21 protein-coding genes are annotated in these 21,963 nt (G+C 64.3%); 10 read left to right on the forward strand and 11 right to left on the reverse strand.

Annotated features, from left to right (window positions below):
• Window positions 1-163 precede the first annotated feature (163 nt).
• A complete protein-coding gene (locus AC4FWB_RS31850) occupies window positions 164-2,443 on the forward strand; it encodes an NADP-dependent malic enzyme (RefSeq protein ID WP_491030209.1) in 2,280 nt (759 codons plus the stop codon).
• 82 nt (window positions 2,444-2,525) lie between these two features.
• On the opposite strand, the gene AC4FWB_RS31855 is transcribed toward AC4FWB_RS31850, so the two are convergent.
• The 3 genes from AC4FWB_RS31855 to AC4FWB_RS31865 form a co-directional block, all read right to left on the reverse strand.
• Window positions 2,526-3,695 carry a porin gene (locus AC4FWB_RS31855; protein WP_491030210.1) on the reverse strand — a complete coding sequence of 390 codons (1,170 nt, stop codon included), beginning with the start codon at window positions 3,693-3,695 and terminating at the stop codon, window positions 2,526-2,528.
• Between the two features lie 384 nt (window positions 3,696-4,079).
• Window positions 4,080-4,784, reverse strand: a complete 705-nt coding sequence (locus AC4FWB_RS31860; RefSeq protein ID WP_491030211.1) for an antitoxin Xre/MbcA/ParS-like domain-containing protein — start codon at window positions 4,782-4,784, stop codon at window positions 4,080-4,082.
• Between the two features lie 445 nt (window positions 4,785-5,229).
• Window positions 5,230-6,222 (reverse strand): adenosine kinase, encoded by a 993-nt coding sequence (locus AC4FWB_RS31865; RefSeq protein ID WP_491030212.1) that lies wholly within the window; start codon window positions 6,220-6,222, stop codon window positions 5,230-5,232.
• Window positions 6,223-6,499: 277 nt separating this feature from the next.
• Between AC4FWB_RS31865 and AC4FWB_RS31870 the strand changes: the two genes are divergently transcribed.
• Window positions 6,500-7,402, forward strand: a complete 903-nt coding sequence (locus AC4FWB_RS31870; RefSeq protein WP_491030213.1) for a DMT family transporter — start codon at window positions 6,500-6,502, stop codon at window positions 7,400-7,402.
• 65 nt (window positions 7,403-7,467) lie between these two features.
• Complete coding sequence (locus AC4FWB_RS31875) at window positions 7,468-8,157, forward strand: sulfate transporter family protein (protein ID WP_491030214.1); 690 nt, start codon at window positions 7,468-7,470, stop codon at window positions 8,155-8,157.
• 2 nt (window positions 8,158-8,159) lie between these two features.
• Here the strand turns inward: AC4FWB_RS31875 and AC4FWB_RS31880 are convergent, their stop codons facing one another.
• From AC4FWB_RS31880 to AC4FWB_RS31900, 5 genes are all read right to left on the reverse strand, one after another.
• Complete coding sequence (locus AC4FWB_RS31880; RefSeq protein WP_491030215.1) at window positions 8,160-8,966, reverse strand: isocitrate lyase/PEP mutase family protein; 807 nt, start codon at window positions 8,964-8,966, stop codon at window positions 8,160-8,162.
• A gap of 79 nt (window positions 8,967-9,045) precedes the next feature.
• Complete coding sequence (locus tag AC4FWB_RS31885) at window positions 9,046-9,900, reverse strand: hypothetical protein (RefSeq protein ID WP_491030216.1); 855 nt, start codon at window positions 9,898-9,900, stop codon at window positions 9,046-9,048.
• A 65-nt stretch (window positions 9,901-9,965) separates the two neighbouring features.
• Entirely contained in the window at window positions 9,966-10,625 is a 660-nt protein-coding gene (locus AC4FWB_RS31890) for an HAD family hydrolase (protein ID WP_491030217.1), read from the reverse strand.
• Window positions 10,625-11,110, reverse strand: coding sequence for a dUTP diphosphatase (gene dut / locus AC4FWB_RS31895; RefSeq protein WP_491030218.1), 486 nt, complete (start codon window positions 11,108-11,110; stop codon window positions 10,625-10,627). Before dut ends, AC4FWB_RS31890 begins: the two co-directional genes overlap by 1 nt.
• An 82-nt stretch (window positions 11,111-11,192) precedes the next feature.
• Window positions 11,193-11,663: an Lrp/AsnC family transcriptional regulator gene (locus AC4FWB_RS31900; protein ID WP_491030219.1), complete on the reverse strand. Its 471-nt coding sequence runs from the start codon at window positions 11,661-11,663 to the stop codon at window positions 11,193-11,195.
• A gap of 116 nt (window positions 11,664-11,779) precedes the next feature.
• Between AC4FWB_RS31900 and AC4FWB_RS31905 the strand changes: the two genes are divergently transcribed.
• The 3 genes from AC4FWB_RS31905 to AC4FWB_RS31915 all read left to right on the forward strand — a co-directional run bounded on the left by AC4FWB_RS31905 (window position 11,780) and on the right by AC4FWB_RS31915 (window position 14,554).
• The gene (locus AC4FWB_RS31905) at window positions 11,780-12,034 is read left to right on the forward strand and encodes a DUF6356 family protein (RefSeq protein WP_491030220.1); all 255 of its coding nucleotides are present in this window, start codon (window positions 11,780-11,782) and stop codon (window positions 12,032-12,034) included.
• Between the two features lie 16 nt (window positions 12,035-12,050).
• A complete protein-coding gene (locus AC4FWB_RS31910; RefSeq protein WP_491030221.1) occupies window positions 12,051-12,851 on the forward strand; it encodes a class II glutamine amidotransferase in 801 nt (266 codons plus the stop codon).
• 329 nt (window positions 12,852-13,180) lie between these two features.
• Window positions 13,181-14,554, forward strand: coding sequence for an amidase (locus tag AC4FWB_RS31915; protein ID WP_491030222.1), 1,374 nt, complete (start codon window positions 13,181-13,183; stop codon window positions 14,552-14,554).
• Window positions 14,555-14,577: 23 nt separating this feature from the next.
• On the opposite strand, the gene AC4FWB_RS31920 is transcribed toward AC4FWB_RS31915, so the two are convergent.
• Window positions 14,578-15,642: an NAD(P)/FAD-dependent oxidoreductase gene (locus AC4FWB_RS31920; RefSeq protein WP_491030223.1), complete on the reverse strand. Its 1,065-nt coding sequence runs from the start codon at window positions 15,640-15,642 to the stop codon at window positions 14,578-14,580.
• 111 nt (window positions 15,643-15,753) lie between these two features.
• Here AC4FWB_RS31920 and AC4FWB_RS31925 point away from each other — a divergent pair, with 111 nt between their 5' ends.
• The 3 genes from AC4FWB_RS31925 to AC4FWB_RS31935 all read left to right on the forward strand — a co-directional run bounded on the left by AC4FWB_RS31925 (window position 15,754) and on the right by AC4FWB_RS31935 (window position 18,967).
• Window positions 15,754-16,341 (forward strand): TetR/AcrR family transcriptional regulator, encoded by a 588-nt coding sequence (locus AC4FWB_RS31925; RefSeq protein WP_491030224.1) that lies wholly within the window; start codon window positions 15,754-15,756, stop codon window positions 16,339-16,341.
• A gap of 5 nt (window positions 16,342-16,346) precedes the next feature.
• Window positions 16,347-17,276 (forward strand): haloalkane dehalogenase, encoded by a 930-nt coding sequence (locus tag AC4FWB_RS31930; RefSeq protein WP_491030225.1) that lies wholly within the window; start codon window positions 16,347-16,349, stop codon window positions 17,274-17,276.
• 98 nt (window positions 17,277-17,374) lie between these two features.
• Window positions 17,375-18,967: a peptide chain release factor 3 gene (locus AC4FWB_RS31935; protein ID WP_491030226.1), complete on the forward strand. Its 1,593-nt coding sequence runs from the start codon at window positions 17,375-17,377 to the stop codon at window positions 18,965-18,967.
• A 177-nt stretch (window positions 18,968-19,144) separates the two neighbouring features.
• Here the strand turns inward: AC4FWB_RS31935 and AC4FWB_RS31940 are convergent, their stop codons facing one another.
• Window positions 19,145-19,615 carry a VOC family protein gene (locus AC4FWB_RS31940; RefSeq protein ID WP_491030227.1) on the reverse strand — a complete coding sequence of 157 codons (471 nt, stop codon included), beginning with the start codon at window positions 19,613-19,615 and terminating at the stop codon, window positions 19,145-19,147.
• Window positions 19,616-19,859: 244 nt separating this feature from the next.
• Here AC4FWB_RS31940 and ilvD point away from each other — a divergent pair, with 244 nt between their 5' ends.
• On the forward strand, window positions 19,860-21,704 hold the full coding sequence (ilvD, locus tag AC4FWB_RS31945) for a dihydroxy-acid dehydratase (RefSeq protein ID WP_491030228.1): 1,845 nt from the start codon (window positions 19,860-19,862) through the stop codon (window positions 21,702-21,704).
• A 52-nt stretch (window positions 21,705-21,756) separates the two neighbouring features.
• Here ilvD and AC4FWB_RS31950 read toward each other — a convergent pair.
• On the reverse strand, window positions 21,757-21,963 hold a 207-nt coding region (locus AC4FWB_RS31950), incomplete at its 5' end, for a hypothetical protein (RefSeq protein ID WP_491030229.1).

Genomic DNA, 21,963 nt, shown 5'->3' on the forward strand with positions numbered 1-21,963 from the left:
CTGCCAGTTCGCTGCCATTGCGCAGCACTGCCTTGCGCTCCGCATTGAAGCAGCTTTGCCCGGCTTGTCGGTTTACACTGGCCGCGTGTAGCCTTAATCCGGAAACTCCATAAAAAGCACCCGTCCCAAGCGGTGCCGCACAGGCGAGGAAATCGAAAGCATCATGGCCAGGAAAACCGAAAGCAGCGGGCCCTCCGTCAGCGCGCAGGAGGCGCTCGAATTCCACGCCATGGGGCGTCCAGGCAAGCTGGAGATCGTCGCCACCAAGCCGATGGCCACCCAGCGCGATTTGAGCCTCGCCTATTCGCCGGGCGTCGCCGTTCCGGTGCGCGCCATCGCCGAGGACCCGAGCCGCGCCTTCGACTACACCTCGCGCGGCAACATGGTTGCGGTCATCTCCAACGGCACCGCCATCCTCGGCCTCGGCAATCTCGGCGCGCTGGCCTCCAAGCCGGTGATGGAAGGCAAGGCGGTGCTTTTCAAACGCTTCGCCGATGTCGATTCGATCGACTTGGAAGTGGCGACCGAGAATGCCGACGAGTTCATCAACTGCGTGCGCTTCCTCGGGCCTTCCTTCGGCGGCATCAACCTCGAGGACATCAAGGCGCCGGAATGCTTCATCATCGAGCAGCGCCTGCGCGAGCTGATGGACATCCCGGTCTTCCATGACGACCAGCACGGCACCGCCATCATTTCGGCCGCCGGGTTGATCAACGCGCTGGAGGTCACCGGCCGCGACATGAAGACCACCAAGATGGTCTGCAACGGCGCGGGCGCGGCCGGCATCGCCTGTATCGAATTGATGAAGGCGATGGGTTTTTCGCCGGAAAACATCATCCTGTGCGACACCAAGGGTGTGGTCTTCCAGGGCCGCACCGAAGGCATGAACCAGTGGAAGTCGGCGCATGCGGTCAAGACCAAGGCGCGGTCGCTCGCCGAGGCGCTGGACGGCGCCGACGTCTTCCTCGGCCTTTCCGCCAAGGGCACGCTGACCCCCGCCATGGTGCAGTCGATGGCCAAGAACCCGATCATCTTCGCCATGGCCAATCCCGATCCGGAAATCACGCCCGAGGAAGTGGGCGAGATCCGCACCGACGCCATCATGGCGACCGGCCGCTCGGACTATCCGAACCAGGTCAACAATGTTCTGGGCTTCCCCTATATCTTCCGCGGCGCGCTGGATGTCCGGGCCACCACCATCAATGACGAGATGAAGATCGCCGCCGCCCGGGCGCTGGCCGAACTGGCGCGTCAGGATGTGCCCGACGACGTCGCTGCCGCCTATCAGGGCAACCGGCCGAAATTCGGCCCCAACTACATCATTCCAGTGCCGTTCGATCCGCGTCTGATCTCGGCGATCCCGCTCGCGGTGGCCAAAGCCGCGATGGACTCCGGCGTCGCCCGCAAGCCGATCCTCGACCTCGACCGTTACGCGCACGAGCTGTCCGCCCGCCGCGACCCGATCGCCTCCACGTTGCAGCGCATCTACGACCGCGTGCGCCGGCAACCCAAGCGCATCGTCTTCGCCGAGGGTGAGGAAGAGCAGGTGATGCGCGCCGCCGTCTCCTATGTGAACCAGAAGCTCGGCACCGCGATCCTGCTCGGGCGCGACGATGTCATCAAGGAGAATGCCCGCAACGCCGGCGTCGACCTCAACAAGCAGGGGCTCGAGATCATCAATGCCAGGCTGTCGCGCCGCAACTCGATCTACACCGACTATCTCTACGAGCGCATGCAGCGCAAAGGCTATCTGTTCCGCGACTGCCAGCGCCTGATCAACAACGACCGCAACCATTTCGCCGCCTGCATGGTGGCGCTGGGCGACGCCGACGGCATCGTCACCGGCGTGACGCGCAATTATTCCACCGCGCTCGACGACGTGCGCCGCGTCATCGACGCCAAGCCCGGCCATCGCGTCATCGGCGCCTCGATCGTGCTCGCGCGCGGCCGCACCGTGATGATCGCCGACACCGCCGTGCACGATATGCCCAATGCCGAGCAGATCGCCGATATCGCCGAGGAGGCCGCGGGCTTTGCCCGCCGCATGGGCTATGAGCCCAGGCTCGCCATGCTCGCCTATTCCACCTTCGGCCATCCGCAGGGCGAGCGCTCGGAGCGGATACAGGAGGCGGTGCGCATCCTCGACAAGCGCCGTGTCGACTTCGAATATGACGGCGAGATGGCGGCCGACGTGGCGCTCAATCCGCGCGCCATGGCGCAATATCCGTTCATCCGGCTGACCGGCCCGGCCAATGTGCTGGTGATGCCGGCGTTCCACTCGGCCTCGATCTCGACCAAGATGCTGCAGGAACTCGGCGGCTCGACCGTCATCGGCCCGCTGCTGGTCGGCTTGAACAAGCCGGTGCAGATCGTCTCGCTCAATGCCAAGGACTCCGACATCGTCAACATGGCGGCGATCGCGGCCTATACGGCGGGGAATTGACGAGCGGCCACCGCACCCACTTCTGAAAAGCAAAAGGCCCGCGGCGATGCCGCGGGCCTTTCTTTTAGGCTGAGAACTTCGATCAGAACGAGCGCTGGAAGCGGACGATGCCGCCGACGCTGTTCTTCTTGTCGGCCTTGGTCCAGTTGCCGAACGGGGTGCCGTCATCGAAGTGGCCGAAGTGGTCCCAGTCGACTTCGGTCGTGACCGTGAAACCCGGAACGATAGTGTAGGCGACGTTGGCCGCAAGCGCGTAGTTCTTGTCGTCGTCGGCCGAAGCCTGGACGTTGAACGAGGTCTTGTCGTTGAATTTGTAGGTGCCGCCGCCCCAGACAGCCCAGTTGCCGCCCCACGGCTTGTAGAAGCCGCGGCCATGCGTGTCGATAACGTTGCCGGCATCGTCGCTGAGGTTATCGTCCGTGCCGTAACCGCCCATGATGAACAGCGACAATTCCTTGGTGACGTTGACGTCGAGGCGAACCTTGCCGGCCACTTCCTCGTAAGAGCTGTCATAAGCGACGACGCCGGTGATCGCGCCCCAGTCGCCCTTGTACTTCACGCCGCCGACGACATGCGGAACATAGCTGTCGATCGTGCCGGAGATGCCCGAACCGTCCGAGCCCTCTTCGAGCGAAACCACGCCCGAGAAGCCGTTGCCGGCGTCGAAATAGTAGCTAATTAGGTTGGTGTCCTTCATGCCGTACGGGATGATCGTGTCCTGAATGACGCTGCCGGCGTAGCCGATGAACGAGTCATAGGTAGACTCGTCCTTGCCGACGCGCAGGCCGCCGAGCTGGATCCAGGCGAAGTTCAGTGTAACCGACTTGTTGGCAGCCGGATTGTCGACGGCAAGACCAGAACCATTCACGCCGGCGCCGTTGCCGAAGTTGAAGCGGGTCTCGGTGTAGGTCTTCAACGTGCCGAGTTCGGTTTCCTGGCCGGTCCAGGTCTTCAAGTTGAAGCGTGCGTTTTTCCGCCACGTTTTGTTGTCGTCGCCGTCTTGATGATCGATGGCCTTGGCACCATCGAAGGAGCCGACATCGCCGAAGCCGGCGTCATAGCGGATGTAGCCGCCGATGCGCAGGCAGGTCTCGGTGCCGGGGATGTAGAAGTAACCCGCGCCATAGACGTCGCAGATCTTGACGTATTCGGCCGGTTCCGGCTCGGCGACGGTGACCGCGTCGGCGGCGCGGGCGCCCGAAACTGCGATCAGCGCCGCAGCGGAGCCGAGTAGAAGGCTCTTGATATTCATTTTCTTGAATCTCCAGTCAAAGGTTCAAGACAGGTCTGCGCACGCCTTGCCGGCTCTGCCGCCCCGTCCCCATCGTTGAAAAAGTCGCGCGCACCGGCGCCGCTTCTTCGCCCCCGACATGGCCTAATCGGCATTCGTTCACAACAGAGATTGTGTCTGAAAAGCAGCTTTTGGACTCTTATAGAAGTCTTGTTGCGCAAATATCACGTCACATATTTGAAAGAATGGCACATACTGCACAAAATATACGTCATAGACAAAAAGTTAAGCTGAAAAATGTGCCATACGTTCCATTTATTACAGATTTATGACAGAAAGAAAACCGGCTAATATTCCCGGTCGTGCTGCACGGAAAGCGCGAAGTCACGTCGGAAAAATCACCGCTCAGGACAAGCGGCGCGCGACACGGACGACGTCCTCGATCATGTCCTCGCGGAGCATTTCGATGGGGATGCGGCCATCCAGTTCGGTGGAGGGGCGGATCAACCAGAACCAGGCCAGCCTCGGATTGGTGATCGCCGCCAATACATCGCTTATGCCCGGAGCAGGCCTGCCGTCGACGAACTGGGCGAGCGGGAAGACATGTTTGCGGCCGCCCTTGCGAAGCGCGACGACCTCGCCACGTCTTTGCCAGCGATGCAGCGTCGAGCGCGGTATGCGGAATTTCTCTTCCAGGTAGGTCGACCCGGCAACCTCGCCGGCCCAGTCTTCGATGAGCATCGACTGGAGCTCAAAGGCTCGCTCGGCCAAAGGCCGGGAAGCAGGCTTGGCAGGCCCGATCGTCGGGCTTTCGCCCGGACTGTCGGCACCCGATTGGTCGGCGCGCGCGATCCTTTCCGCCATCGTGCGGAAAAACTCGGACGTCAGTTCAGTCCAGCCGCCTTTGACGGAGGTGATTGCAAGCCGCTGCGCCTGCGGCAGGAAGGGAAGGGCGGCGGCAACCGCGCCAACCATCGCGCTGGCGGAAACCAGCGCCTCCGCGTCCAGCGGGACGCCATGCTGCATCAATGCCTGCTGCACGGCCTCGGCCACAAGGCCGGCCAAGGCCTCCTGCGAAATTCCCTCAGGCGGATTCTGAAATCTGGTCATGCATCTGTCTTGCGCGCCGCGCTCCTCCCAAGCTGCGGCTCGTCTTTGAACGGCTACAACGGAAAGCGGCAATCGCAACGGCAACAGACGCAGCGACCGCAAAGGTTGCTGTCTTGCATTTCACACCCCAACTGCTGCGGGCGTCCCGAAATGTCAGTCACGAAACGCCCAGGGTGCATGTAGGAGCGCTCTATGACAGGCGTGAGACAGGCGAGAAGCGGCGCCGAAGCTGCCAATCTCCCCCCTTGTGGGGGAGATGCCCGGCAGGGCAGAGGGGGGCGCGAAGGATCGCTGCTGAGCGATGCTCTTACGCCCCACGTCACGCCGTGATACCAACTCCACGGCGCGGCGGTGAAGGATCTTGGAGACGCTGGCGGGACAGCGCCCCCCTCTGGCCTGCCGGCCATCTCCCCCACGAGGGGGGAGATTGGCAGCTTCAGCGTCGCTAAAGCAGCCCGGCCTGTTCCGCTTCGCGGCGCAGATTCTGGCGCGGGCGCGGACCGATCTGCTGGATCACCAGTCCGGCCGCCAGCGAGCCGAGATCGCCGCAATCCTGCAGGCTGCGGCCGGCCGTGTAGCCGTAGAGGAAGCCGGCGGCATAGAGGTCGCCGGCGCCGGTCGTGTCGACCAGCTCCTTGATCGCCGTCGCGTGAATAGCGACGGTCTCGTTGCCGCGCACGATCACCGAGCCTCTTTCCGAGCGGGTGACGGCGGCGATCTTGCAGTCCTTGCGGATCGCCGCCAGCGCGTCCTCGAATGAAGAAGTCTGGTAGAGCGACTTGATCTCATGGCTGTTGGCGAAAACGATATCGACCGTGCCCGAGCGCATCAGATCCAGGAATTCGTCGCGGTAGCGGTCGACGCAGAAGGAATCCGACAGCGTCATCGACACTTCGCGCCCGGCGGCATGCGCGAGCCGCGCGGTCTGCCGGATCGCTTCCTTGGCGCGCGGCGGATCCCACAGATAACCCTCGAAATAGGTGACCTTGGCGCCGGCGGCCTTGTCGGCCTCGACATCTTCGGGTCCGAGCTCGACGCAGGCGCCGAGATAGGTGTTCATCGAGCGCTCGCCGTCCGGCGTGACGAAGATCATCGAGCGCGCCGTCGGCGGTTCGCCCTGGAGCGGCCTGGTGTCGAAGGCCACACCCTGGGCGTGGATGTCGTGGGTGTAGATGTCGCCGAGCGGGTCGTTGGACACCTTGCCGAAGAAGGCGGCGCGGCCGCCGAAGCTCGCCACGCCCGCCGCCGTGTTGCCGGCGCTGCCGCCCGACGCCTCGATCGCCGGTCCCATGCGGCTGTAGAGCAGCTCGGCGCGCCGGGTGTCGATGAGGTTCATCGCGCCCTTGACGATGCCGTTGGTTTCGAGAAAGGCCTCGTCGCACTGGGCGATGATGTCGACAATGGCATTGCCGATGCAAAGCACGTCATATTCCGGCATCAATGTCTCCGCCAACGAGTACCGGCTTTCTGCCATGCCGGCCGGGCGCGGGTCTAGCGGCTTGCAACCGCTTTGCCTACCCCGAAAATCGGCGCCTTTTACCGGCGCGCCGGCCTCGACCGGGTTTGTTCGCCGGCTGCGGCAGCGTTCGCATCGAACTGGCCCATATCAGTCGCGGCCTTGACGGCTATGGTTTCACCGTCATTGAAACATTTCCGCTTGGTCTTGAGCTAGAAGCGGATCGTTCCGGCAACAGGCTGAAGGCACGAACCACAAGATGTCCGAGAAGACCGAAATGACCACCGAACTGGCGCTGCTCGGCGTGCTGGCGGTGTTGTGGGGGGCCTCCTACACCTTCATCAAGATCGGCGTCGAGACGATTCCGCCGATAACCTTCATCGCGGGCCGCACTTTGATCGCCGGCGGCGTTCTGCTTGCAATCATCCGTTGGCGTGGCCTTGCCATGCCGCGGGATGTGGTCAACTGGCGCCGCTTCATGTTCCAGGCCTGCCTGAACAGCGTCATCCCGTTCACGCTGATCGCCGCAGCCGAACGCTCGATCGACGCCGGCCTTGCCACCATCCTCAACGCGACGTCGCCGATCTTCACCTTCCTTTTGACCGCGCTGATCACCCGCCACGAACCGGTGACGCTGCGCAAGCTGGTCGGCGTCGGCGCCGGCATTGCCGGCATTTGCCTGATCGTCGGAACCGAGGCCCTTGGCGGGCTCGGCCATCAACTGTGGGCGCAGCTTGCCGTCATCGCCGCTACCGTCAGTTATGCCGGTGCCGCCATATTCGGCCGCAACTTCAGGGGGCTGGATCCGATGCTGCCGGCGGCCGGTTCGATGATCTGCGGCGCCGCGATCCTGATTCCCTTGAGCCTCGTCTTCGACCGGCCGTGGACATTGACGCCGTCGACGGCGTCGATCCTTGCCCTTCTAGGGCTTTCGGTCTTCTCGACCGCGCTCGCCTTTTCGATCTTCTTCCGGCTCATCCACACGCTGGGCTCGGTCGGCACCACCTCGCAGGCCTATCTGCGCGTGCCGATCGGCGTCGGCATCGGCGCCGTCTTCCTGGGTGAAAGCCTCGGCCCGACCGCCTGGCTCGGCATGGCCTTTGTCGTCGTCGGCGTCGCCGCCATGACCATTCCGGCTCGCCAGACCAGGCTCGCTCGGTAGTTGCGCCGATCAAAAAGCCTGCCTATGTCGGGAGCACCTTTCTTGATGAGGGGCTCGGAACTCCTGTGATCCTCGACGCCGCCCGCGCCGCCGCCAGCCAACTGTTCTCGCCTGAATTCCGCTCCGTCTTCCTGAAGACGCTGGGCCTGACGCTGCTGGCGTTGGTAGCGTTGTGGTTCGGCATTGAGAGCCTGCTCGAATGGCTGGCCTGGCCGTGGCTGCAGACGCTTGTTCCCGGGTTGCCCTCCTGGGCCGGATGGCTTGGCGGCATCATCGCCGGCATCATTCTGGCCGTTGGGATGGCGCTGCTCATCGCGCCGGTGACGGCAATCATCGCCGGGCTGTTCCTCGACGACGTCGCCGAGGTGGTCGAGCGCATCGACTATCCCGACGATCCGCCCGGTCAAGCCGTGCCGGCGCTGCATTCTCTGGTGCTGGCGATAAAATTCTTCGGCGTCGTCATTCTAGGCAACATCGTCGCGCTGCTTCTGCTCCTGGTCCCGGGCATCAACATCGCCGCCTTCTTCATCGTCAACGGCTATCTGCTGGGCCGAGAATTCTTCGAATTCGCCGCCATGCGCTTTCGCCCTGAAGCTGAAGCCAAGGCGCTGCGCCGCAAATATGCCGGCACCGTGTTCCTGGCCGGGCTGGTCATCGCCCTCTTCCTGGCCGTGCCACTGCTCAACCTTTTGACGCCGCTTTTCGCCGCCGCCTTGATGGTTCATCTGCACAAGGCGGTTTCCGCGCGGGTCTAGTCCTACTCGGTGCCGGCCCCGCGGAACAGCGCCTGCAGCTTGCCGAACGGCATGGCGGCGCGGGTGAAGCCGAAGGTCCCATCCTGCTGGATCTCGCGCGCCGCGGTTTCCAGCATGCCGTAGGCGAAATTCGTCAGCCACGGCCCGAGCGAGATGCGTTTGACGCCGGCCGTGGCAAGGTCGGCGACGGTGAAGCCGGGCCGCGCCATGACGTTGACCGGCTTTGTCACCGCCGAACAGACCGTCCGCACGGTCTCCGCATCGCTCAAGCCCGGTGCGTAGAGCACATCCGCGCCGGCTTGCTCGAAGGCCTGCAGCCGCTTGATCGTGTCGTCGAGGTCGGTCTTGCCCCACAGGAAATTCTCGGCCCGCGCGGTGAAGACGAAATCGTGCTTAAGCGCCCGGGCCGCTTCGACGGCCGCGGCGACGCGTTCGACCGCATGCGAGAAATCATAGATCGGATTCCCGGGGTCGCCGGTATGGTCCTCGATCGAGCAGCCGGCAAGGCCGGCGGCTTCGGCCGCGAAGATGGTTTCGGCCGCCTGCTCGGGGCTGTCGCCCTTGCCGCGCTCGAGGTCGGCCGAAACCGGCAGCTCGGTTGCAGCCGTCACCTCGCGACAATGGTGGATCATGGCCTCGAAGGTCACGGCGCCGTCGGGAAGGCCGCGCGAGAAGGCGAAGCCGGCGCTGGTGGTGGCCAGCGCCTTGAAGCCGAAGGAAGCCAGAAGCTTGGTCGTGCCGATATCCCAGGGATTGGGCATGACGAAGGTGGAGGCGTGCAGATCGCGAAAAATCTTGCCCTTGTCCATGGCGTGTCCTCAATCGTGATCGGGTTGTGACGGGAAATCTATCGCGCGGGCCGGGGCCGGGCAAATGAATGCGTTTCGTTCAGAAGCGTTTCTCGTTTTCTGCTGACAATTTCTCGAACGCGTCGGAATCCTTGACGTAATGTGACGCCTTGGCGTCCCAGCGATAGGTGACGGAAATGTCATTCGACGACGCTTCGGGCGGTGCCGCTTCGCAGCTTTCGTCGCTCGGCACCGTCGTGTCCGTCACTGTGACCTTGATGGGCGCATAGGGCTTGCCGTCGCCCGATGTCTGGAAGGCCAGGGTCTGCGTGCGCCTGTAGGTGCAATCGTTCTCGTCGAGCGTATAGATCGCGTCGACCAGTTCAAAGCGGTCGTCGCGTACCATGATCAGCAGCGTGCCGACATAGCCCTGGTTCGAGTTGAAATGCGTGCTCATGGTGACGATGGCATCGTCGCCGGCGGCGATCGAAACCTTGCCGGGATCGCGGAAATAGGTGCTTCGGTCGACGGCGACATTGACTGCGTCGAGCAGCCTCGGCCCGTCTGCGACGTCGTAGAGCGCCAGCACGGCAAACCCCTCGGCACTGTCGGGGGAGTCGCCGAGGTCGAAAAGCATCGTCAGCCGGTCCTTGCCGCCTGCCTTGATGGCGAGCACGGCGGCGTTCGGCAGGTTGATGGTCTCTGGCGGCGAGCCGCCTTCGTCGCCGCCGAGGATATGGCGCATCTCGATCGGCGCGCTGCCCTTGTAGAAACCGTCATCGCTGGCGGCGAGATCGGGAACGACCATTTTTGCAAGATCGAGATAGGTGATGTCCTGATGCCCGGGAACAGCGCTGTTCAATTCCGGAAAGCTGATGGCCCGAGCGTCCGCCGCCGTCCACAGGCACGGCAGCAGCAGGCATGCAAGCACGAGACGGGATAAGACGGAGATCATGGTGTGGCGCCCCTCGAAGGGCACACGCTAGCACGGCATTTTGAAGTGCGCAGCCGCGTCCAAAATCAGTGGATCGGCACCAGGCCTGCCAGTTCGCGCATGTCGTCGAACAATATGCCGCCGGCCGCGGCCAAGCCGTCGGGGTCGGAGAACGGATCGGCATGATAGGAGAACACCCGCATGCCGGCGGCGATGCCGGCCTGGGTGCCGGCGACGCTATCCTCGATGACGATGCAGTCGGCCGGCGCGAAACCCATCGTCTTTGCGGCATGGAGGAAGAGATCCGGGAACGGCTTGCCGCGCCCGACCATGGTGGAGGAGAACATGGCGTGCTCGAACAGCGGCAACAGCCCGGTCTGGCCGAGCGTGATATGCATCTTCGACACCCGCGCCGAGGAGGCGACGCAATAGGCGATGCCGGCGGCCCGCACCTTCTCGATGAAGTCGCGCACGTGAGGGATCGCATCGACGCCATGCGCGAACAGGTCCGGCAGGCCGGCATTCCAGCGCTCGACGAAGTCAGCGCCGAGCCTGACGTCGGTTTCTTCTTCGATCTCTTTCTGCACCGAGGCCATGCTGCGGCCCGAGAAATTCTTGCGGCAATATTCGAAGGTGGTTTGAAAGCCGGCGGCATTCAGCCATTCGGCAAGACGCCGGTTGGCAAGGTTCTCGGTATCGACCAGAACCCCGTCGCAGTCGAAGATGACCAGTTTAGGAACCTGCATTAAGCCGTGCCGGTCGACCCGAAACCGCCGGCGCCGCGCGCCGTGCCGCCGGCGAGCGACCGTTCCTCGCTGGCCACCTGCGTCACCGCGGCAAAGACGATCTGCGCGATGCGCATGCCGCGCGTCACGGCAAAATCCTCATCGCCGAGATTGACGAGCAGCACCTTCACCTCACCGCGATAGTCGCTGTCGATGGTGCCGGGCGTGTTGAGGACGGTGAGCCCATGCTTGAAGGCGAGGCCGGAACGCGGCCGCACCTGGCCTTCCATGCCCTCCGGGATTTCCAGGATCAGCCCGGTCGGCACCAGCGCGCGCTTTCCGGGCAGGATCAGCAGCGGCCTGTCCTCCGGCACTGCCGCGCGCAGATCCAGGCCGGCGGCGCCCGCGCTCTCATAGGCAGGCAGCGGCAAGCCCTCGCCATGCGGAAGCCTTACGAAACCGACGGTGGGGCCGATGACGGAGGAAGGATAGACAGCGGTGCGCATGAGCCCATTCCTATCGGCGCGAATGGCGATTCGGTCAACTCGAAGCCGAGCCTATCAACGGCTTTCTTTGAGCGCGGTTCCGTCAGCGCAGCTCCACCGGAACGACGGTCGTCTCCTTGATCTCCTCCATCACGAAGGACGCCGAGACGTCCGACAGCGCCACCTTGGCGATCAGCCGCTGGTAGAGCCGGTCATAGGCTTTGACGTCGGCGACGCGGGCTCTCAGCACATAGTCGAGGTCGCCGGACATGCGGTAGACGCCGGTGATCTCGGCAAAGCCGGTCACCGCCGCCCGGAATTTCTGCAGCCAGTCCGGGTCGTGGTTCGACGTTCGGATCAGGATGAACACCGAAAGACCGAGCCCGAGCTTGTCGGCATCGACCAGCGCCACGCGGCCGGTGATGACGCCGTCCTCCTCCAGCCGCTTGACGCGCCGCCAGCACGCGTTGCGCGACAGCGCCACGCGCTCCGACAGCTGGTCGACCGAAAGCGTGCCGTCGCGCTGCAGCTCCGCCAGCAATCTTCGATCAATTTCATCGAGTTCTAAGGCCATATTGGGACAAATGTCCCAGAATAGGCTTCTATACAAGGACAATTTGAGACCGATGAACCTTCGGCCCATGGCACGATACTCAACATCGGGGCTCATCCCGGCAGGAGGGATCCACCATGACGACACGGCTTACGGCACTCTTCACCTCTCACCCGGCCAAGGTCGGCGAGACCTATTTCGGCCATATGGCCTTTGCCGCCTGGTTCTGTTCCCGCCTGTCGATGGCCGCCGGCGCCGCTCTCATTCACGCTTTCTTGCCATTTCTGTTCGAGACTACGGCCAGCCGAATCGTGCGCGAGCTCTACGAGCGCACGCACAACAGAGGCTCACACGCAGTGACGGAGCCGAAGGCTCTCTTGGACCGCGCCTGACGGATGGTGGAAAGCGATGTGCCGGTGGGCGGCCTATCTTGGTGAAGCGGTCTTCCTCGAAGACATCATCACCGCGCCCTGCCACTCGCTGATCGCCCAGAGCCACTGCGCCCAGGAGGCCAAGTCGCCCACCAATGGCGACGGCTTCGGCCTCGCTTGGTATGGCGACCGGCCCGAGCCAGGCCTTTACCGCGACATCCTGCCGGCCTGGTCCGACCCCAACCTGAAGAGCCTCTGCCGGCAGATCAAATCCGGCCTGTTCCTCGCCCATGTGCGCGCCTCGACCGGCGGCGCCACCAGCCGCATGAACTGCCACCCGTTTATCTCCGGACGCTGGTCGTTCATGCACAACGGCCAGATCGGCGGCTTCGAAAAGATCCGCCGCGCGCTGGAGAATTCGCTCTCCGATGAAGTCTTCGACCAGCGCGAAGGCACCACCGATTCCGAACTCTTTTTTCTCTTGATGATCGACGAGGACCTCTCCACTGATCCGCAAGGCGCGGCGTCGCGCGCCACCAGCCGCGTGTTGGACGCCTCGCACCGCGCCGGTATCGAGCCGTCCCTGAAACTAACCGCTGCCTTTTCCGATGGTCAGGCGCTCCACGCCGTGCGCTACGCGACCGACGATCACGCACCGACGCTCTATACCGGCGCCTTCGCCAGGGGCGCCGGCCGCTGCATCGTCTCGGAACCCTTCGACCGCGACAGTAGCGACTGGCAGGCAATCCCGCCGTCGAGCTTCGTCACCATGACCAGCGACGGCACCAGCATCCAGCCGTTCGCGCCTGCGATCGCTAAGTTCGCGTTGGCTGTGTAATTTCCAGAGTTCAGCTAGGCCGCGATCCTTCGCGCCCCCCTCTGTCCTGCCGGACATCTCCCCCACAAGGGGGGAGATCGGATGCTGCGTCGGCTTTCGCCGATCGCCAATGTTGCAGGAATGGCGCCGTCGGCGAAGCTGCCAATCTCCCCCCAAGTGGGGGAGATGTCCGGCAGGACAGAGGGGGGGCGCCGTGGAGCACCAACCTTGACATGTCAGTCGCCACAATTTCGATCAAACGTTACCGAGTTCCGAGTGCTGAACTCGGCTTGAAGCCACATCGAAATCCGCCATGTTTGATGGCGGCGCGCAGTAGCCGGAGCCTTGTCATGGACCTCGCCTTCTCATCCGCCATCAAGCTCGCGGCCGTGATTGCCGGCAGGAAAATCTCGGCCGTGGAAGCGCTCGATGCGCATCTTGCGCAGATCGACCGGCACAACGAAACGGTCAACGCCGTCGTCATCCTCGATCGGGAAAGCGCGCGCGAGCGCGCCCAGCAGGTCGATGCGGCACTGGCGCGCGGCGACACGCCCGGCCCGCTGCACGGCGTGCCCTTCACCTTGAAGGACACGCATGAGACGGCGGGCATGAAGACCACCGCCGGCTTCCCGCCCTTTGCCGATTATGTGCCGGGGAGCGACAGCCCCGTCGTCGCCCGGCTGAAGGCAGCCGGCGGTGTGCTGATTGGCAAGACCAATGTCGCCACCATGCTGGGCGACTGGCAGTCGGACAATCCGTTGTTCGGCCGCACCAGCAATCCGTGGGATCTGTCACGCACCGCGGGCGGTTCCAGCGGCGGGGCAGCCGCCGCCGTCGCAACAGGCATGACACCGTTCGAAGTCGGCACAGACATGCAGGATTCGATCCGGCTGCCCGCCGCCTTCTGCGGCGTCTATGGCCTGAAGCCGACCGAGCATCGTATCTCGCTGGCCGGCGCCTTCCCCGATCCGGGCGGCGCGCCACGCAGTGTGCGGCTGATGTCGTGTGTCGGTCCGTTGGCGCGCAACATCGAGGATCTGGCGCTGATCTATCCGATCATTGCCGGGCCGGACCGAGCGGATACCGATCTGGCGCCGGTCCCGATTGACGCGACGCCGAAGCTGGAGCTGAAGTCACTGCGCATTGCCTTCGCTAAATCCTTTGCCGGCTTTCCTGTTGCGAGCGAGATTGGCGCCGCCGTAGAAAAGCTGGCATCGCACCTGGCGTCCGCCGGCGCGCGCGTCGAGGAAGCAAGTCTGCCGAAGCTCGACCTGCACGACGATCTCGCCGAGGGCGGCAAGCTGATCGGCATAATGCTGGAGGCAGCACAGCCGGAACCGCCGGAGCAGCCGACCCCGGTGTCGCGTTGGGTCGCGGCGCTCGCCCGCCGCGACCGCTCGATCCTTGCCTGGGAAAGCTTCTTCCAAAGCTGCGATGCCTTGCTCTGTCCGGTCGCCATGACCACGGCCTTCCCGCATTGCAAGCCTGGCAGCCCGCTCAGGGTCGACGGCAAGGACGAGAGCTATTGGATGCTGCCGGCCTATGGCGCGGTCTTCAACTATTCCGGCCACCCGGCGATCGCGATCCCTTGCGGGCAGGACAGCAACGGCTTGCCCATTGGCTTGCAACTCGTCGGCAGGAAATGGTCGGAGGCGCGTCTGCTCGGCATCGCCGCAGCGATCGCGACGCTCAGCGGCGGCTTCCGCCGGCCGCCGGGCTACTAAAGTCCGGGATTGCGTTAATAGCTCTAAGCGAAACGCGACAGACCGTATGGCGCGAGCAACGCATCGCGCTCGCCGTCGAGGATTTCGCGGGCCGCAAACAGGCCGACCGCCGGCGCCAGCGTGATGCCGGAATGGGTGACGGCGATAAAGAGGCCGCCGATACCGTCGGCTCGGCTGACGATCGGAAAGCCGTCGACCGGGGTAGGCCGGTAGCCGACGGTATGGAAGTCGAGTTCCAGCCCACCCGCGCCACGCAGCATCGCTTTCGTTGCGTGGAAAAGCTCGCGCGCGGTGGCTTCCGGATTCACGCCCGGATCGCCGCCGCCGAAATCCGAGCCGGCGATGATGCGTCCCCCGGCCGTCTGCCGCATGTGGAGCTTGTCGGCCAGCACCAGCCCGTTGAGCAATTTCTTGTAGGGGCGCGAATGGACGATCAGGCCGGGCGGCATCTCGATCGGTATCCTGATGCCGGCCGTCGCGGCGATCGCCGGAGCGCCGGCGCCGGCGGCGATCACCACCTCGTCGGCGGCGATGATTTCGCCCGCAACGACGACGCCGGTGACCTTGCCGCTGGCCAGCGCCAGCCTATCGACGGTCCCGTTGACGATCCGCGCGCCGCGCCGTTCGGCATCGGCAAGCAGCGCCCTGGCGGTGGCGACCGGCTCGGCGACGCCTTCCTCCGCGACGTAAAGCGCAAACTCGGGAAACTCGGTGAGATTGGGCTCGATGCGCGCCGCCTGTTCGCGGCCGATTCGCTCGATGCCGTAGCCCCAGGACGAATGCTCGGCCGCATAGGTTTCGAGCCTGTCCACCGGCTGGTCCCAGCACAGGCCGCCACACCAAGCGAGCGGCAGGCCGGGCAGTTCCTTTGCCAGCCGCTTCCACTCGGCCATGGCGCGCATGCGCAGCCGGAAATAGGTTTCCGGATTGCCCCAGCTGGCATTGATCCAGGCGAAGGAATTCGGCGTCGCGACTCCGCCGGCGCCGCTCCCGGAAACGACCGTCACCCGGGCGCCGGCTTTCGTCAGATGCCAGGCGATCGACGCGCCGATGATGCCGGCGCCGATGACGATGACTTGTTTGGCCACGAAATCTTCCTCCTCGGCGTCGCGTTCCGGACCACTGCCATTTGCTGCGGCCCTTGCCAACGCAAATTTTTCGTCGCTTGACATCAATACGTACGTACGTATTATATCAGCATGGCTAGACAATCACTCCGCGAAAACCTCCTCGAAGCCGGTTTCCAGACCATTTGGAATTCCGGCTATTCGGCGGCCGGCGTGCGCGACATCGTCGCCGCGGCCGGCGCCCGGCCGGGTTCCTTCACCAACCACTTTGCTTCCAAGGAAGCGTTTGTCGGCGAGGTGCTGGAACGCTACTTCGCCTATGTCAGCGGACTGGTCGAAAAGGCGTTGGCAAACGATGGCACACCGCCCGCCGGCAGGCTGCGCCGCTATCTCGACGTCATCACGTCCAAGCTCGAAGCGCATGACTGGGCGCGCGGCTGTATGATCGGCAATCTCAGTCTTGAGACAGCGGTTCACAGCGAGGCGTTGCGGCTCAAACTGGTCGGCATTTTCGAACGCTGGCGCCAGCCATTCGCGGCCTGTATCGCCGAAGGCCAGGAGGCCGGCGACATCAGCAAGGCCTTCGATGCCGACGACCTCGCCGATTTCCTGCTGTCGTCCTGGCAGGGCGCCATGCTGCGCATGAAGGTCGAGCGCAATCCGGAGCCGCTCGAGCGGTTCAAGAAAATCATCTTCGGTACCGTGTTTGGCAAGGAGTGAGTGCGATGAATTCGAAAACCGACGGACAACAGACTGGCGCTGCCGCGCTGCGGCGCTCACAAGTCGCCGTGCTCGATTCCACCATGTCCTATCTGGAGGCTGGCACATCCGGCCCGGTAGTGCTCTTCCTGCACGGCAACCCGACCTCTTCCTACATCTGGCGTAACATCATTCCGCATGTCGCGCCGGTCGGCCGTTGCATCGCGCCGGACCTGATCGGCTACGGTCAGTCGGGCAAGCCTGATATCGACTATCGCTTCTTCGATCATGTCCGCTACCTCGATGCCTTCATCGACGCGCTCGGCATCAAGGATCTGGTGATCGTCGCCCAGGACTGGGGCACCGCGCTTGCGTTTCATTTCGCGGCGCGGCGGCCGCAGCGCGTTTTGGGTCTCGCCTTCATGGAATTCATCCGGCCCTTCGAGCGCTGGGAAGATTTTCATCAGCGTCAGCAGGCGCGCGACCTGTTCAAGGCGCTGCGCACGCCCGGCGTCGGCGAAAAGCTGGTCCTGGAGGACAACGTCTTCGTCGAGAAAGTGCTGCCGGCCTCGGTGCTGCGCACAATGAGCGACGAGGACATGGCCGCTTATCGGGCGCCGTTCGCGACGCCGCAATCGCGCAAGCCGGTGCTGCGCCTGCCAAGGGAATTGCCGATCGAAGGCCAGCCCGCCGATGTCGCCGCCATCAGCGGGCACGATCACCGGGCGCTGCGGCTCTCCTCCTATCCGAAACTGCTTTTCGCGGGCGATCCCGGCGCGCTGATTTCGCCGCAGGCGGCACAGCAATTCGCGGCCGGGCTGAAGAACTGCCGGTTCATCAATCTGGGGCCCGGCGCGCACTATCTGCAGGAAGACCATGCTGACGCGATAGGCAGCGCCGTTGCCGGCTGGCTGCCCGAGATCGCGAGAGCGGAAAGCACGGCCGAACTGGCCTGACCCGGGGAACGGCGGGCACGAGGCATTGCCCGCCCATGTCGACATGCCGGCGCAGCGCTGGTAGAAGCGCCGCCTGTCACACGGAACTCCTGGAAGAAATGCCCGAGACCATACCTGAAGAGGTTGCGCGCCGCCGCACTTTCGCGATCATCGCCCACCCCGACGCCGGCAAGACCACGCTCACCGAAAAGCTGCTTTTGTTCGGCGGCGCCATCCAGCTTGCCGGCGAGGTCAAGGCCAAGAAGGACCGCATCCAGACCCGGTCCGACTGGATGAAAATCGAGCGTGAGCGCGGCATCTCGGTCGTCACCTCGGTGATGACCTTCGAATATGACGACAACGTCTTCAACCTGCTCGACACGCCCGGCCACGAGGATTTCGCCGACGACACCTACCGCACGCTGTCGGCGGTGGACTCGGCTGTCATGGTCATCGACGCCGCCAAGGGCATCGAGCCGCGCACGCTGAAGTTGTTCGAGGTCTGCCGGCTGCGCGACATCCCGATCATCACCTTCGTCAACAAGATGGACCGCGAGAGCCGCGATCCGTTCGAGATTTTAGACGAGATCGAGCAGAAGCTGGCGCTGGATACCGCGCCGGTCACCTGGCCGATCGGCCGCGGCAAGACTTTTTCCGGCACCTATCACCTGGCGCTGAACGCAGTGCGCCGAAGCGACGACGAGAAGGAGCGCACGCCGGTCCACGGTCCGGATTCCAACCGCGTCGCCGGGCTCCTGCCGGAGAATGAGCGCAACGACTTCATCGAGGAGCTGGAGCTCGCGCGCGAGGCCTGCCGTCCGCTTGATGTCGACGCCTTCCGCGAAGGTCACCTGACCCCGGTCTATTTCGGCTCGGCGCTGCGCAATTACGGCGTGCGCGACCTGATCGAGGCGCTCGGCGCCTACGGTCCGCCGCCGCGCGCGCAGGAAGCCGACGAACGCACGGTGGAGGCGACGGAGGAGAAAATGACCTCCTTCGTGTTCAAGATCCAGGCCAACATGGATCCCAACCACCGCGACCGCATCGCCTTTGTCCGCGTCTGCTCGGGCAAGCTCGAGCGCGGCATGAAGGCGAAGCTGGTGCGCACCGGCAAGCCGATGAGCCTGTCGGCGCCGCAGTTCTTCTTCGCCCGCACCCGCGTCACCGCCGACGAGGCCTTTGCCGGCGACGTCGTCGGCATCCCCAATCACGGCACGCTGCGCATCGGCGACACGCTGACCGAGGGCGAGGAGATCCTGTTCCGCGGCGTGCCGAACTTCGCCCCGGAAATCCTGCGCCGCGTCCGCCTCGGCGATGCCATGAAGGCGAAAAAGCTGAAGGAAGCGCTGCACCAGATGGCCGAGGAAGGCGTCGTGCAGCTGTTCTCGCCGGAGGACGGCTCGCCGGCCATCGTCGGCGTCGTCGGCGCGCTACAGCTCGATGTGCTGAAGGAACGGCTGAACATCGAATACACGCTGCCGGTGGATTTCGAGATGTCGCGCTTTTCCGTCTGCCGCTGGATTTCGGCCGACGACAAGGCGGAGGTGCAGCGCTTCATCGAAGGCCATCGCGGCGACATCGCCCGCGACCTCGACAACGACCCGGTCTTCCTCGCCCAGCACGCCTTTTCGCTCAACTACGAAGCCGAGCGCTGGAAGGCGATCCGCTTCACGGCGGTGAAGGACTACCAAATCCGCGACAAGGCGGCGTGAAGCGCAGCCTTTCCTTCTCCCCTTGTGGGAGAAGGTGGATCGGCGCGCAGCGCCGAGACGGTTGAGGGGTGGGTGACGGATCGCCGTCCTAGCCAAGCTGGAACACCCCTCATCCGTCTCGGCGCGTCGCGCCGATCCACCTTCGCCCACAAGGGGAGAAGGGGAAGGGCGCCGCGTTCATCCCCTCGCCGCAGCCTCGAGCTTATCAATCTCGATCTTGCCCATCTGCATCATCGCCTGCATGACCCGGCCGGCCTTGGCCTGGTCTTTGTCCTGCAGCAGGCGTGGCAGCTGTTCCGGCACGACCTGCCAGGAAACGCCGAACTTGTCCTTCAGCCAGCCGCAGGGGCCAGGCTCGCCGCCGCCCTCCGTGAGCCTTGTCCAGAAATGATCGACCTCGCCTTGCGTCTTGCAGTCGATCGACAGCGAGATCGCCTCGGAGAACTTGTATTGCGGCCCGCCATTCAGTGCCTGGAAGGTCACGCCGTCGAGCTCGAACGAGGCCACCAGCACCTGGCCTCCTTGAGGATGGCCCTTGGGCCAGCGCGTCACGCTCAGCACCTTCGAATTCTGGAAGATCGAGACGTAGTGGTTCATGGCCTCCTCGGCCTGGCCGTCGAACCACAGGAAGGTGGTGATCTTCTGCATGTCTTGCTCCTCGGGCTTGTTCAGCTTGGTTCCATCTTCAAACGGCGCGCCGGCGATTTGGCGCCGTCTGCTTCAAGGACGGACTGGCAAGCCGCGATCCGACAGCGATTTCGAATTTTTCTGAAGAATCGTGGCGCAGTGCAAAACTGTGGCAAGGCCGGACCTTGGCCGCTATAACCGCTGCCGACCAAAATTCAGCGCCGTCGCGCCACGCTCAGCGCGGCCAGCCAGCAAGGACAATTCGATGCCTGCCTATCGTTCCCGCACCACCACCCATGGCCGCAACATGGCCGGCGCCCGCGGCCTGTGGCGCGCCACTGGCATGAAGGACAGCGATTTCGGCAAGCCGATCATCGCGGTGGTCAATTCCTTTACCCAGTTCGTGCCGGGCCATGTCCATCTGAAGGACCTCGGCCAATTGGTGGCGCGCGAGATCGAGAAGGCCGGCGGCGTCGCCAAGGAGTTCAACACCATCGCCGTCGACGACGGCATCGCCATGGGCCATGACGGCATGCTCTATTCGCTGCCGTCGCGCGAGCTGATCGCCGACTCCGTCGAATACATGGTCAACGCGCATTGCGCCGACGCCATGGTGTGCATCTCCAACTGCGACAAGATCACGCCCGGCATGTTGATGGCCAGCTTGCGCCTCAACATCCCGACCGTCTTCGTCTCGGGCGGGCCGATGGAGGCCGGCAAGGTGGTGCTGGCCGGCAAGGCGCAGGCGCTCGACCTGGTCGACGCCATGGTCGCGGCCGCCGACGACAAGATCTCCGACGAGGACGTCAAGGTCATCGAGCGTTCGGCCTGCCCGACCTGTGGCTCCTGCTCGGGCATGTTCACTGCGAATTCGATGAACTGCCTGACCGAGGCGCTCGGTCTCTCCCTGCCCGGCAACGGCTCGACTTTGGCCACCCATGCCGACCGCAAGCGCCTGTTCGTCGAGGCCGGCCATCTGATCGTCGATCTTGCCCAGCGCTATTACGAGCAGGAGGACGAAAGCGCGCTGCCGCGCAGCATCGCTACCAAGGGCGCCTTCGAGAACGCCATGGCGCTCGACATCGCCATGGGCGGCTCGACCAACACGGTTCTGCACATCCTCGCCGCGGCGCATGAGGGCGAGGTCGACTTCACCATGGAGGACATCGACCGGCTGTCGCGCAAGGTGCCGGTGCTCTGCAAGGTGGCGCCGGCCAAGGCCGACGTTCACATGGAGGACGTCCATCGCGCCGGCGGCATCATGGCGATCCTCGGCCAGCTCGACGAGGCCGGGCTGATCAACCGCGACCTGCCGACGGTGCACGCCGCAACCCTCGGCGAGGCGCTCGACCATTGGGACATCGCCCGCACTTCGGCCGAGAACGTGCGCGAGTTCTTCCGTGCCGCCCCCGGCGGCGTGCCGACGCAGGTCGCCTTCAGCCAGGACCGCCGCTGGGACGAGCTCGACACGAACCGCGAGACGGGCGTCATCCGCTCGGCAAAGACGCCGTTCTCCAAGGATGGCGGCCTCGCCGTGCTGAAAGGCAATCTGGCGCTCGACGGCTGCATCGTGAAGACCGCCGGCGTCGACGAGTCGATCTTGAAATTCACCGGCCCGGCCCGCGTCTTCGAAAGCCAGGATGCCTCGGTCAAGGCGATCCTCGGCAACGAGATCAAGGCCGGCGACATCGTCGTCATCCGCTACGAGGGCCCGCGCGGCGGCCCCGGCATGCAGGAAATGCTCTACCCGACCAGCTATCTGAAGTCGAAAGGCCTCGGCAAAGCCTGCGCGCTGATCACCGACGGCCGCTTCTCCGGCGGCACGTCGGGCCTGTCGATCGGCCATGTCTCGCCGGAAGCCGCCGAGGGCGGGCTGATTGGGCTGGTGCAGGAAGGTGACACGATCGAGATCGACATCCCGAACCGCAAGATCCATCTCGCCGTCGGCGAGGCCGAGCTCGATGCGCGCCGCAAGGCGATGGCGGCGAAGGGCGCGAACGCCTGGAAGCCGGCGGAAAAGCGCAAGCGCAAGGTGACCACGGCCTTGCGCGCCTATGCCGCTTTCGCCACCAGCGCCGACAAGGGAGCTGTGAGGAAAGTGCCGGAGTGAGGGAGCTCCCCCTTCTCCCCTCATATGATGAGTTGAAGGTCAAGGGGTGTGGTCACCATTGTTGACGGCCTTTGTGGTTGTCGACGGTATCCAGTTGCGCCCATTCCCAGTACCGGCAGCCATGGCTGACCTGTACCACCTCATATCCGGTCGCCGCTCGGGACGGCTGCACCATAATCCCGCGTTCGGAGGGGCTCAGGAGAACGGAACCATTCTTGTGGACGGCGATGGAAGCCATGGGGAGCTTCGGTCCGTTCGC

Source organism: Mesorhizobium sp. LEGMi-168a (assembly GCF_058312955.1).

Coding starts and splice junctions, on each gene's coding strand:
- AC4FWB_RS31925 (WP_491030224.1), top strand. CDS start 15,754: ATGGCTAGACAATCACTCCGCGAAAACCTCCTCGAAGCCGGTTTCCAG.
- AC4FWB_RS31935 (WP_491030226.1), top strand. CDS start 17,375: ATGCCCGAGACCATACCTGAAGAGGTTGCGCGCCGCCGCACTTTCGCG.
- AC4FWB_RS31880 (WP_491030215.1), bottom strand. CDS start 8,966: ATGGACAAGGGCAAGATTTTTCGCGATCTGCACGCCTCCACCTTCGTC.
- AC4FWB_RS31885 (WP_491030216.1), bottom strand. CDS start 9,900: ATGATCTCCGTCTTATCCCGTCTCGTGCTTGCATGCCTGCTGCTGCCG.
- AC4FWB_RS31915 (WP_491030222.1), top strand. CDS start 13,181: ATGGACCTCGCCTTCTCATCCGCCATCAAGCTCGCGGCCGTGATTGCC.
- ilvD (WP_491030228.1), top strand. CDS start 19,860: ATGCCTGCCTATCGTTCCCGCACCACCACCCATGGCCGCAACATGGCC.
- AC4FWB_RS31890 (WP_491030217.1), bottom strand. CDS start 10,625: ATGCAGGTTCCTAAACTGGTCATCTTCGACTGCGACGGGGTTCTGGTC.
- AC4FWB_RS31910 (WP_491030221.1), top strand. CDS start 12,051: ATGTGCCGGTGGGCGGCCTATCTTGGTGAAGCGGTCTTCCTCGAAGAC.
- AC4FWB_RS31850 (WP_491030209.1), top strand. CDS start 164: ATGGCCAGGAAAACCGAAAGCAGCGGGCCCTCCGTCAGCGCGCAGGAG.
- AC4FWB_RS31905 (WP_491030220.1), top strand. CDS start 11,780: ATGACGACACGGCTTACGGCACTCTTCACCTCTCACCCGGCCAAGGTC.
- dut (WP_491030218.1), bottom strand. CDS start 11,110: ATGCGCACCGCTGTCTATCCTTCCTCCGTCATCGGCCCCACCGTCGGT.
- AC4FWB_RS31865 (WP_491030212.1), bottom strand. CDS start 6,222: ATGCCGGAATATGACGTGCTTTGCATCGGCAATGCCATTGTCGACATC.
- AC4FWB_RS31860 (WP_491030211.1), bottom strand. CDS start 4,784: ATGACCAGATTTCAGAATCCGCCTGAGGGAATTTCGCAGGAGGCCTTG.
- AC4FWB_RS31900 (WP_491030219.1), bottom strand. CDS start 11,663: ATGGCCTTAGAACTCGATGAAATTGATCGAAGATTGCTGGCGGAGCTG.
- AC4FWB_RS31940 (WP_491030227.1), bottom strand. CDS start 19,615: ATGCAGAAGATCACCACCTTCCTGTGGTTCGACGGCCAGGCCGAGGAG.
- AC4FWB_RS31930 (WP_491030225.1), top strand. CDS start 16,347: ATGAATTCGAAAACCGACGGACAACAGACTGGCGCTGCCGCGCTGCGG.
- AC4FWB_RS31855 (WP_491030210.1), bottom strand. CDS start 3,695: ATGAATATCAAGAGCCTTCTACTCGGCTCCGCTGCGGCGCTGATCGCA.
- AC4FWB_RS31870 (WP_491030213.1), top strand. CDS start 6,500: ATGTCCGAGAAGACCGAAATGACCACCGAACTGGCGCTGCTCGGCGTG.